Source organism: Italian clover phyllody phytoplasma str. MA1, from assembly GCF_000300695.1.
GTDB lineage: Bacteria > Bacillota_I > Bacilli_A > Acholeplasmatales > Acholeplasmataceae > Phytoplasma.
Genome location: NZ_AKIM01000116.1, coordinates 1 through 746, shown reverse-complemented (window position 1 = coordinate 746; position 746 = coordinate 1). Strand labels below are relative to the sequence as shown.

The 746-nt window shown below is 29.2% G+C and carries 1 pseudogene; it reads right to left on the bottom strand.

From position 1 onward, the window contains the following. Positions 1–50 precede the first annotated feature (50 nt). A pseudogene (gene tmk / locus RI01_RS02805) lies at positions 51–684 on the bottom strand (dTMP kinase). Positions 685–746: the final 62 nt, after the last annotated feature.

Here is a 746-nt window from a genome sequence, read left to right as displayed (position 1 = left end):
TTTTGCCGTTGCTATAATGGATATATAAATTACCGTTTTGACATTTTTTCTTAATTATTATTGCCATTCTTTATTTCTCCTATTTGTTTGATTATTTGATTTTGGTTAGTTAATGTTGTTTTGCTATTCATCTCTTTTAAGATTAATTTGTGGCCGAGGTTTTTTATTTCTAAGAATAATTCATATCCTTGGCTTACTTGGCGAAAGTATGATAAAGGATGAGTTTCTATGACGTCTAATTTATGATCTTTTTGGTTTTGTTTGCGTTCTAAACCTAATTGTGGTTTGATTTTGAGATAAACCAGTCATATCTGGTTTAATAAATTGTTTATTAAGTAAATTAAAAAGCTGATAATTTTTATCAATGTTGCGAGGATAAGCTTGATAGGCAAAGTTAGAACCTAACCATCTATCTATTAAAATGATTTTATTAGTTTCTAAATGTGGTTTTATTTCCTCTTCTTGGATTTGTTGAATATTAGCAAAACTCAATAAATAGCGAGTTAATGGTTTTAATTGGGCATTAGTTAAAAAGATATCACGAAGAGGTTGGCCGATGGAGGAACTGCCTAACCCTTGTAGAGTAATTACTTCGTGGCCTTGTTTTTCTAATTGTTTTCTAATTTTTTGAATTAAAGTTGTTTTACCACTGCCATCTAAGCCTTCAAAAACTATTAATTTCATTTTTTTCTCCTTTGAATTGAAATTTGGGCATAAAAAAAAGACCTTCGATTTGAAGGTCTTAG